The 9,614-nt window shown below is 73.1% G+C and carries 7 protein-coding genes; 3 read left to right on the forward strand and 4 right to left on the reverse strand.

What is annotated here, in order from left to right; translation table 11 throughout:
* Positions 1-1,541, reverse strand: a 1,541-nt coding sequence (locus tag C1I95_RS28325) for a metallophosphoesterase (RefSeq protein ID WP_111218360.1), incomplete at its 3' end; no start/stop codon positions are given.
* Positions 1,542-1,607: 66 nt separating this feature from the next.
* Positions 1,608-2,780 carry a PQQ-dependent sugar dehydrogenase gene (locus C1I95_RS28330; RefSeq protein WP_438941346.1) on the reverse strand — a complete coding sequence of 391 codons (1,173 nt, stop codon included), beginning with the start codon at positions 2,778-2,780 and terminating at the stop codon, positions 1,608-1,610.
* Positions 2,781-2,868: 88 nt separating this feature from the next.
* On the opposite strand from C1I95_RS28330, the gene C1I95_RS28335 reads away from it, so the two are divergent.
* Positions 2,869-3,795, forward strand: a complete 927-nt coding sequence (locus C1I95_RS28335) for a 2-hydroxyacid dehydrogenase (RefSeq protein WP_111218364.1) — start codon at positions 2,869-2,871, stop codon at positions 3,793-3,795.
* Here the strand turns inward: C1I95_RS28335 and C1I95_RS28340 are convergent.
* Positions 3,789-4,169 carry a PH domain-containing protein gene (locus C1I95_RS28340; protein WP_111218366.1) on the reverse strand — a complete coding sequence of 127 codons (381 nt, stop codon included), beginning with the start codon at positions 4,167-4,169 and terminating at the stop codon, positions 3,789-3,791. The two genes, C1I95_RS28335 and C1I95_RS28340, sit on opposite strands and share 7 nt — an antisense overlap.
* 276 nt (positions 4,170-4,445) lie before the next feature.
* On the opposite strand from C1I95_RS28340, the gene C1I95_RS28345 reads away from it, so the two are divergent.
* On the forward strand, positions 4,446-6,674 hold the full coding sequence (locus C1I95_RS28345; RefSeq protein ID WP_111218368.1) for a bifunctional diguanylate cyclase/phosphodiesterase: 2,229 nt from the start codon (positions 4,446-4,448) through the stop codon (positions 6,672-6,674).
* 186 nt (positions 6,675-6,860) lie between these two features.
* Here C1I95_RS28345 and C1I95_RS28350 read toward each other — a convergent pair whose 3' ends face one another.
* Positions 6,861-7,880 (reverse strand): LacI family DNA-binding transcriptional regulator, encoded by a 1,020-nt coding sequence (locus tag C1I95_RS28350; RefSeq protein ID WP_111218370.1) that lies wholly within the window; start codon positions 7,878-7,880, stop codon positions 6,861-6,863.
* A gap of 393 nt (positions 7,881-8,273) precedes the next feature.
* Between C1I95_RS28350 and C1I95_RS28355 the strand changes: the two genes are divergently transcribed.
* Positions 8,274-9,551 carry an ABC transporter substrate-binding protein gene (locus tag C1I95_RS28355; protein WP_111218372.1) on the forward strand — a complete coding sequence of 426 codons (1,278 nt, stop codon included), beginning with the start codon at positions 8,274-8,276 and terminating at the stop codon, positions 9,549-9,551.
* The last annotated feature ends 63 nt before the right edge of the window (positions 9,552-9,614 follow it).

The following is a 9,614-nucleotide window of genomic DNA, read 5'->3' on the forward strand; positions in this document are numbered from 1 at the left end:
GGTTGGGTCACCACGGTGCGTTCGAGGTTCACCTGCGCCTGGCCGGTGCCGCCGACCGTGATGTTGTCGTACGCCTGGAGCTGCTTCTGCTGGTCGAAGTAGAGGACGGTCATCGTGAGCGGGGTCGGCTGCTCGCCCTCCAGCCCGCGTAGGCCGGCGCCACCGGTGGAGCCCTGCACCATCAGCGTGGTGGGCTGCTGGCCCGGCACCTCCGGCAGCTTCTCGATCTGCCGCCGGTGGGTGTGCCCGGCGAGCACGAGCGGGCAGGTGCCGGCGAGCGGGCCGGCGGTGGCCGGGTCGTGCACCAGCGCGATGTTCACCGGCTGCGGTGAGCTGCGGACCATGGCGGCGAGCTTGTCGCCGGTGGTGATCAGCTCGTCCGCGGTGGGGTCGTTGATCCCGCCGCTGGCCGGTGAGGTGCTCTTGTCCGGGGTGAAGCGGGGGTCGCCGATGCCGGCGATGGTGAGCCCGGCGACGGTGGTGGTGGTGTTGTCCAGCACGATCGCGTTCGGCTGGCGGGCCACCGCCGCGGCCGTCCGGTCGGAGTCGTGGTTGCCCCGGATGTAGACGTACGGCTTCCGGAGCAGGCTGATCGAGCCGACGTAGGACGCCTCCGGCTCGCTGCCCCAGTCGGTGATGTCGCCGGTGTCGATGACCACGTCGATGCCGAACTGCTCGGTGACGGTCCGGATCAGCTGCCAGGCGGTCGGGTTGAGGTGCATGTCGGAGATGTGCAGCACCCGGGTGGTGCCCGGCTCCGGCTCGTAGACCGGCAGCGCCGACACGGTGGTGTAGAGCTGGGTGACGTTGCCCAGGAGGCGTTGGAGCTGCTCTCCGTACCGGGTGTAGTCGTTGGCGATCTTCTGCACGTCGCCGACGATCGCCGGGGCGTTGACCAGCAACCCCTCGTAGCGGGGCTCCTCGATCGACTGGGGGCGGATGGTCGCCGCGGCGGTGCCCAGACTGCCCGCCGTGATCAGCAGCGCCAGCCCACCGGCCCAGGCCGCTCGGCGGGTGTTCCGGAAGACCAGCAGCGCCAGAACCAGGGTGGCCAGTACGGCGGACGCGACCGTACGCAGCCCGAGTCGCAGCACCCCGTCCCGGACCTCGTCGACCGCCGACTGGGTGGCCCGGTTGAGGCTCGCCGGGTCGTCGATCAGGGCTTCGACGCGGCTCTGGTCCAGCGCGCCCAGCTCCACGGTCAGGTGGGTCGGCCCGTCGTGGCTGTCCAGCAGCAGCGAGCCCAGCGGCGGGATCTCGACGGTGGTGCCGCCGCTGGCGGACGGCGAAACCGCGAGCCGGGCGTGGAACGGCCCGATGTCGGTGCCCACGCTCCCGCCGGCGACCACGCCGGCGAGCACCCCGGCCAGCGCGACGAACAGGACGGCCAGGGCAACGGCGGCTCGGCGCACGCCGAGCTGCCGCCGCCCGTCGCGGCGCTGTGCGGCAGGTAGCCGCAGCCGTGGGAAGCGGCGCGGGCGACCGGCGGGGCTGTCCCCGTCCCGGTCGCGGCGCGGCTCCTCGTTTTCCTGACCGTCCATGCTGAGATTCTGACCTGCCCGCCGAAGGATCTTGGCAAACCTGAGGTGTTGTGTTTCGAGAGTGCCTCAGCTTCGCCCGGCTCCGCCACCTGCGAAAACAAGTCGCAGAATCCGGTCGTCCTCCGGTGCGGGCTGGCCCCGCCCGTCGTGGTTGGAGGTGCTCACCCAGAGCGAGCCGTCCGGCGCGGCGGCGATCGCGCGCAGCCGCCCGTACTGCTCGGTCAGCAGCGCCTGGGGCTGACCGAGCACCGTGCCGGTGTCGGTCAGCTCGACCAGCCAGAGGCGCTGGCCGCGCAGACAGGCGGTGGCCAGCAGCCGCTCGACCGCCGCCAGCCCGGAGCAGGACGCCTCGTCGGTCGACCACTGCACGATCGGGTCGACGTACTTTTTGTCGCCGCCGCGCCCCTCGACCTCGGGCCAGCCGTAGTTCTTGCCCTTGGTGATCTGGTTGATCTCGTCCCAGGTGTTCTGGCCGAACTCGACGGCGTACATCCGGTCGCCGTCCCAGGCGATGCCCTGCACGTTGCGGTGGCCGAGGGACCAGACCGGGGAGTTCGGGAACGGGTTGCCGGGTGCCGGCTTCCCCTCCCGGGTGATCCGGAGGATCTTGCCGCCGAGCCGCTTGACGTCCTGCGACTGAGCGGTGTCGCCGGCGTCGCCGGTGCTGGCGTAGAGCTGCCCGTCGGGGCCGAACGCCAGCCCGCCGCCGTTGTGGATGCCCGCCTTGGGGATGCCGGTCAGGATCGGGGTGGGCGCCTCGCCGAGTCGCAGCCGGGCGATCCGGTTGTCCCGCTCGGTGGTGTAGTAGACGAAGACCGTGCGGTCCTGCGCGAAGTCCGGTGACACGGCGATCCCCAGCAGGCCACCCTCGCCCGCAGCCGCCACGCCGTCGATGGTCTGTACCTCGGTGATCTTCAGGCCGTCGGGGCTCGACTCCGGGCCGACCTGGAGGATCCGGCCGCTGTCGCGTTCGGTGACCAGGGCGCCGCCGTCGGGCAGGAAGGCGATGCCCCACGGCACCCGCAGCCCTCGGGCGAGCACCGTGGCGACGACCGACTGGTCGCCAGCGCTCGCAGAGGCCGAGGGGGTGGGCAGGTTCGGCGGCTCGCCGGCCGGATCCGGATCCGGTTCGCCGAGGCTGCAACCGGTGGCCGCGAGCAGCAGCGTGGCGCAGGAAGCCGCCAGGGCCGTGCGAACCCGACGGGCGCGGGGGTACGGGGGAGCGCTCACCCGCCCCAGGGTAGCCCGCCGCGGGTGGCGCCGTGGCCGCCGACGCGGGCCCACCCCCGGCGGCGGTACCGATCGTGGGGGCCTATCGTCGGCGAGCGTGAAGGTATGGATCCCGCACGAGGTCGGTCACACCCTGCTCGGCGAACTGCCGGCGGAAGTCACCGTCGAGACGATGGCCGACCCTACGAATCTGCCCTCGCCGGTGGCCGGCGTCCGGTTCTGGGTGCCGCCCTTCCTCTCCGGCACCAACGCCACGGCGCTGCTGCACGAGTTGCCCGACCTGGCGGTGGTGCAGCTCCTCTCGGCCGGCGCGGACGCCTGGGTCGGCCGCGTCCCACCGGGGGTCACGCTCTGTGACGCCCGGGGCGTGCACGACCCGTCCACCGCCGAGTGGGTGGTCACCGCGATCCTGTCCCAGCTGCGCGCCTTCCCCGCGATGGCCCGCGCCCAGGCCGAGCGACGGTGGGCCTACGACGAGGTGGCGCCCACCGACGAGTTGGCCGGCAAGCGGGTGCTGATCGTCGGCGCCGGCTCGATCGGCACCGCGGTGCGGGACCGGCTGACGCCGTTCGAGGTGACGTTCACCCTGGTGGCCCGCACGGCCCGGCCGGAGCAGGGGGTGCACGGGGTGGCGGACCTGCCGGAGCTGCTGCCACAGGCCGACGTGGTGGTGCTGCTGGTGCCCTTGACCGAGCAGACCCGGGGGCTGGTCGACGAGAAGTTCCTGGCCGCGATGCCCGACGGGGCCCTGCTGGTGAATGCCGCCCGGGGGCCGGTGGCCCGCACCGACGCGCTGGTCGCCGAGCTGGCCACCGGCCGGATCTCCGCCGCCCTGGACGTGACCGACCCGGAGCCGCTGCCCGCCGACCATCCGCTCTGGGCGATGCCGAACGTGTTGATCACCCCGCATGTGGCGGGGTCGGTCCGGGGCCTGCTGCCGCGGGCGTACCGGTTGGTCGGCCAGCAGATCCGCCGGTTCGCGGCCGGTGAGCAACCCGAGAACGTGGTGGTGAACGGCTACTGAGCCGCGGGCTCGACCTCGCCCCGCCCGGCCGCCGCCACCAGTCGCGGCAGGTCCTCGCGGCGTACCGCCGGCAGCACGAGCCGCTGGCCGTCACCGAGCTGGGCGACCGCCCGGCCACGCGGATCGGCACCCAGCTCGACCACCTCGTCCCAGGGGATGCGACGCTCGCCGGCGAGCGCCCGCAGGCGCAGCCCGCGAGGGTCGGCGTCGGTGCCGGCGCGCCCGGCCCAGACCGCCACCGCGACCGGCACCAGCAGCACCGGCAGGAGGTACGTGCGGGAGCTGGCCAGCGGGAGGGCGCCGAGGGCGGCGACGATCGCCGCGACCAGGATGGCCTGGTGGTGCCGGAATCGTGCGGTGTCGGAGCGAGCCATCTCCCGATGATCCCACCAGGGCGGGGACGGTTCGCACCGGGTTGTCCCGGCCGTCCGCCGGCAACGGGCGTGACCTGGCTCACTGTCCGTTGGGCGTCACTCGTCGCCGGCTGACTCGTTCACCGGTGGTGGGCGGCGGACCATCATGTTCGCCGTCCGCGCTCCGCCGCACCGCCCCCGTGCCCCCTCACGAAGGCGAATGTCGTGCCTGTCGCGTCTGTGTTCCGAGCCACCGCGTTTCGCGCCAGTCCGTCCCGTACCACCGTCCACCGTCCGATGCTGCCGGAATCCTGCGTCCTCGCGGTGGTCGCCGTGCTGGTCGTCGTCGGTGCCGCCGGGCCGGTGCCGGCCCTCGGTGTGGTGGCGCTCGCCGGTGCCGCCGGTGCCACGCTGGCCGGTGTGCGCCTGTCCCGGCTGACCCTCGGCCCGGATGCGCCACCCGTCGATCCCGCCGTCGGCCGGCTGGCCCGTCGCCGGGCGACCCGACCTCGCCGGGCCGCCGCCCTGCTGCACGCCGCGGTGGTGATCGCCGGCCTCACCGCGGCGGTGCTGCCGCTGGCCTCCGCCGGATACCGGCCGGCCGCGGCCGCCGCCGGCCTCGCCGGCACCGCCGCCCTGCTCGGCGCCGGGCTGCTCAGCCTGCCCTACCGGCCGCGCCCGCCGGCCCGGGGGTGGCTGCGCCACCTGCTCGACGGCGCCGCGCCCGGGGTCTGCCTGACGCTCGTCGGCTGGCTGCTGCTGCCGTACGCCGGTGTGGCGGGACCGGCGCGGCTGGCCGTGGCGGTGGCCCTGGGCGTGCTGGCCGTCGGCACGCTGACCGTGCTGACCGGGGTGCAGTCGAACACCGGCGAAGCCCGCACCCGGGCCGGGGCGGCGTTGACCCTGCTCGCCCTGGTGCTGCTGGCCGCGCTGCCGGCCGGTCCGGCCGCCGGGCGGGCGGCGCTGCTGGCCGTACCCCCGCTGGTGGTCGGCGTGTTGCTGATCGCCGCCGGGATGCGGCGGGTGGTGCGGGCCGAGGGCGAAGCATCACGGCGGACCACACCGGTCTGGCCGCGGACGGTGGTCCCGGCGGTCGCGGTGGTGCTGACCGAAGTCCACGAGTTGCAGGCCGGTCACCTGCCGGACCAGGCCACGGTGCTGCTCGCGCTCGCCGCGGTGCCCGCGTTGGTGGCGCGTGAACTGCTCGGCGGCGCGGCGGAGCGGAGCACGACTCCGGATGCCCTGCGAGTCCCGGATGCCCCGCCGTCCCCGACGGCTCCGGTGACCGGCGACGGCGGTGTGCCGACCGGCCGGGCCGAACTGCTGCGGGCCCTGGCGGCGAGGCCGGAACCGGCGGTCGGTGCGCTGCTGGTGGTCGACCTTCACCTCACCGAGCTGCCCGGGGTGGCGGTGCGCGACGACGTGGCGGCCGAGGCCGTCCGCCGGGCCCGGGCCATGACGGGCGACGACGACGAGGTGTTCGACCTGCCCGGGAGCGGTCTCGCGGTGGTCACCGCGGCGGGGCCGGTGCTGGCCTACGCGCTGGGCACCCACCTGCTCACCGCACTGGGTCGGCCCTACGAGGTGTCGGGGGCGGTGCTGCGGTCGCGGGCCAGCGTCGGGCTCGCCGAACTGGCCCACGGCCGGCCGGAGGACCTGCTGCGCCAGGCGGACCTGGCCCGGCGACGCGCGGCCCAGCTCGGCCGGGACCGGGTCGAGTGGTACGACGCCTACCTGGAGGAGCAGCTGGTCCGCCGGCTGGATCTGGAGCGGGAGCTGCCGGGTGCGGTCGCCCGGGGCGAGCTGGACCTGGTCTACCAGCCGGTGCTCGCGCTCACCGACCGGTCGCCGGTCGGTGCGGAGGCGCTGCTGCGCTGGCGCAGCCCGGTGCTCGGCACGGTGTTTCCGGCGGAGCTGCTGCCGGTGGCCGAGGATCTCGACATCGTCGGCGAGCTGGGCGCCTGGGTGCTGGACCGGGCCTGCCGGCAGCTGGCGGACTGGTCCGTCGGTGGCCGGCGGCTGTGGATGTCGATCAACGTCACCACTCGCGAGCTGACCTCACCGGACTTCGTGCCCCGCACGGCGGCCGTGCTGGAGGCGTACGGGGTGGCGCCGGACCAGCTGGTGGTCGAGGTCGCCGAGCCGCGGGTGGCCGCCGAGTTGCCGACCGTGGTGGCGCGGCTGGCCGGGCTGCGTTCGATGGGCATCCGGACCGCGCTGGACGATTTCCGCGCCGAGCACGCCTCGCTCGCCCAGCTCCGGCGACTGCCGATCGACCTGCTCAAGGTCGGGCCGGAGGTGGTCGCGGCGAGCAGCGATCCGCACCGCCCCCTGCTGGACGTGGTGGTCACCGTCGCCGACCGGCTCGGCGTGGAGGTGGTGGCCGAGGAACTGGAATCCGCCCACCAGGTCGACGGGGCGCTCCGCGCCGGCTGCCACTACGGGCAGGGGTACGAGCTGGCCCGGCCGGCGACCGCGGAGCGGGTCGAGGCGTACCTGGAGGAGTTTCCCTCCACACCGCGGTGACGGCGAGAGTTGCTTAGAGCGACCGGCAATAGGACTGGCGGGGCTGCGGCGCGCCCTGGCACTTCGGCTGGCGGCGTTGTCGTCGTCGGCCATGCAACACCGGCATGGCCTCCTCCTCCGCCTTGCCATCCTCGGCCAGGACCCGCCTCGCCTCCACCGCCCTATTGCCGGTCGCTCTTAACCGGTTCATCGGTCGCGGGGTGGGCCGGTGCTGCCTCGCGGGGTCAGGTGCGCGGTCTCGTCCTGCAACTCGACCGCCGGGGCTCCCTCGATCACCTGCAGCAGCTGCCGGGCGGCGTGCGCGCCATAGGCCGGGATGTCCCGGCCGAGCGCGGTCAGCGGCGGGTGCACCAGCCGGCACAGCGGGGAGTCGTCCCAGGCCACGATGGACAGGTCGCCGGGGACCGCGAGGCCCATCTCCTGGGCGACCGACAACCCGGCGATCGCCATCACGTCGTTGTCGTAGATCACCGCGGTCGGGCGGACGCGGGAACTGAGCAGCCGCCGGGTCGCCCGCGCGCCCTCCTCTCCGGTGTAGTCGGAGGAGGCGGTGACCGCCTCGGCCAGGCCGAGGCGCTGGCACACCTCGGTGAACGCCTGCGTCCGGATCGCGGTGTGCAGCAGGTCGGGCAGGCCGCCCACCCGGGCGATCCGCCGGTGCCCCAGGGCGTACAGGTACTCCACGGTCTCCACCAGCGCCGCCGCGTCGTTCGACCAGACGCTGGCCAGCCGGCCGGTGCCGGCCGGCCCGCCGATCACCACGGCGGGCAGGCCCAGTTCCTCCAGCACCGGCACCCGCCGGTCGTCGGTGCGCAGATCGCAGACGAGCACCCCGTCGACCCGCCGTTCACCCCACCACCGCCGGTAGACCACGATCTCGGCGCTCTGGTCGGCCACCACCTGAAGGGTCAGCGCGTACGACCGGGCGGACAGTTCCGCCTCGACGCCGCTGATCAGCTCCATGAAGAACGGTTCGATGCCGAGCGTCTGGGCCGGCCGGGCGAGGATCAGCCCGATCGCCCGGGCGGTCGCGCCGGACAGTGCCCGGGCCGCGCTGCTCGGGCTGAACCCGATCTCGGCGGCGATGGCGAGGATGCGCTGCCGGGTCGCCTCGGAGACGCCCGGCTGGCCGTTGAGCGCGTACGACACCGCGCCCTTGGAAACCCCCGCCCGCCGGGCGACATCCGCGATCGTGGGCCGCTTCACCGGCGTACTTCCTCCTGAACCGTTCCGTCGACCGGGTGCCGCGCGGCTGCCCGGCGGCGCTGGACACGCTACCCGTCGCCCGCCCCTGGCCAGGCGCGGGTCGTTCGCGGCGAGACGGCCACCCCGGGTCGCCGCAACTTGCTCGGTTCAGTCTACGCGGTGCCGGTCGGGCGGAGGCTCGGCCGTCGTCGGCAGCGCCCGCCCTGGGGTGCTCGGAAGAGCGGTGTATCAAGCGGTTTCACGGGGATGGCGGGTCGCCCGGTTACGGGTAGGCCGCGTCGTTAACCCGCCGTTGACACCGTGGGAGCGCGCCCGTACGGTGGCCTCACTTATCCGGTTCAGTCAACGTTTCTCGATCTCGGGAGCGTTCCCAATGGTCTCGGAGGATGGGTCATGAAACGGTCTACGCCTCGTTGGCTGCGGGTCGCAGCCGTAGGTCTGGTGGTCGGCTCGCTGGTCGTCGGGTGCAGCGGGCGGAGCACCACAGGTGGCTCCGGCGGCGACGGCGAGGTCACCCTCAAAATCAACTTCTGGGGCGACTTCGGGTTGCAGGACCTCAAGGCGAAGTACGAGGCGGAGAACAAGAACGTCAAGATCGCCCTCAACTCGGGTGAGTACAACGCCCAGCACGAGGACCTGCAGAAGAAGCTGATCGCCGGCTCGGGCGCGCCCGACATCGCGGCCATCGACGAGGGCTTCATGGTCCAGTTCCGCAGCCAGGCCGACCAGTTCGTCAACCTGCTCGACAAGGGCGCCGGCAAGTACGAGACCAACTACCTGCCGTGGAAGTGGAAGCAGTCGCTGTCGGCCGACGGCCAGACCCAGATCGGCCTCGGCACCGACGTCGGCGGCCTGGCCATGTGCTACCGCACCGACCTGTTCGAGGGTGCCGGCCTGCCCACCGAACGCGACCAGGTCTCCGCGCTCTGGCCCAGCTGGGAGAAGTTCCTGGAGGTCGGTCAGCAGTACACCGCCAAGACGAAGAAGAAGTTCATCGACAACGCGACCAACCTGTTCAACCCGATCCTCGGTCAGCAGCAGGTCGGCTTCTACGACCAGAACGAACAGCTCCAGATGGAGGGTGGCCCCAGGGTCGCCTTCGACTACGCGGTCAAGGCGGCCGACGCTGGGCTCTCCGCCAACCTCACCAGCTTCCAGGCCGACTGGGACAAGGGCTTCACCAGCGGGGCGTTCGCGGTGCTCGCCTGCCCGGCCTGGATGCTCGGGCACATCCAGAACACCGCCCCCGGCACCAAGGGCAAGTGGGACATCGCCGCGGTACCCGGCGGGGGCGGTAACTGGGGCGGCTCCTTCCTCACCATCCCCAAGCAGGGCAAGAACGTCGACGAGGCGTACAAGTTCCTGGAGTGGCTGATCCAGCCGGAGCAGCAGATCGAGGTCTTCAAGACGGTCGGCAACCTGCCCTCGCAGCCGGGGCTCTACACCGACCCCGCGATCGCGGACTTCAAGAACGACTTCTTCAACGCCGCGCCGGTCGGCCAGATTTTCCCGAAGATGGCGGAGGGCCTGACGCCGCAGTACCTGGGCAAGAAGAACGGTCCGACCCGGGTCGCGGTGGAGAACGTGATCAACCGGGTGCAGAACGGCACGCTCAAGTCGGACGCGGCCTGGGTCGAGGCGGTCAAGGAAGCCGAGAAGGCCAGCAAGTAGCGCGTACGGGGGTGGCGCGGGTACGCCGGTGCCCGCGCCGCCCCCGGCCTCGGCGTCCGCCCC

The organism is Micromonospora craterilacus (assembly GCF_003236315.1).
Classification (GTDB): Bacteria; Actinomycetota; Actinomycetes; order Mycobacteriales; family Micromonosporaceae; genus Micromonospora; species Micromonospora craterilacus.

Bases quoted from the DNA above. Each gene is read 5' to 3' on its own strand.
- C1I95_RS28340 (WP_111218366.1), bottom strand. From the start codon at position 4,169: ATGGCTCGCTCCGACACCGCACGATTCCGGCACCACCAGGCCATCCTG.
- C1I95_RS28355 (WP_111218372.1), top strand. From the start codon at position 8,274: ATGAAACGGTCTACGCCTCGTTGGCTGCGGGTCGCAGCCGTAGGTCTG.
- C1I95_RS28345 (WP_111218368.1), top strand. From the start codon at position 4,446: ATGCTGCCGGAATCCTGCGTCCTCGCGGTGGTCGCCGTGCTGGTCGTC.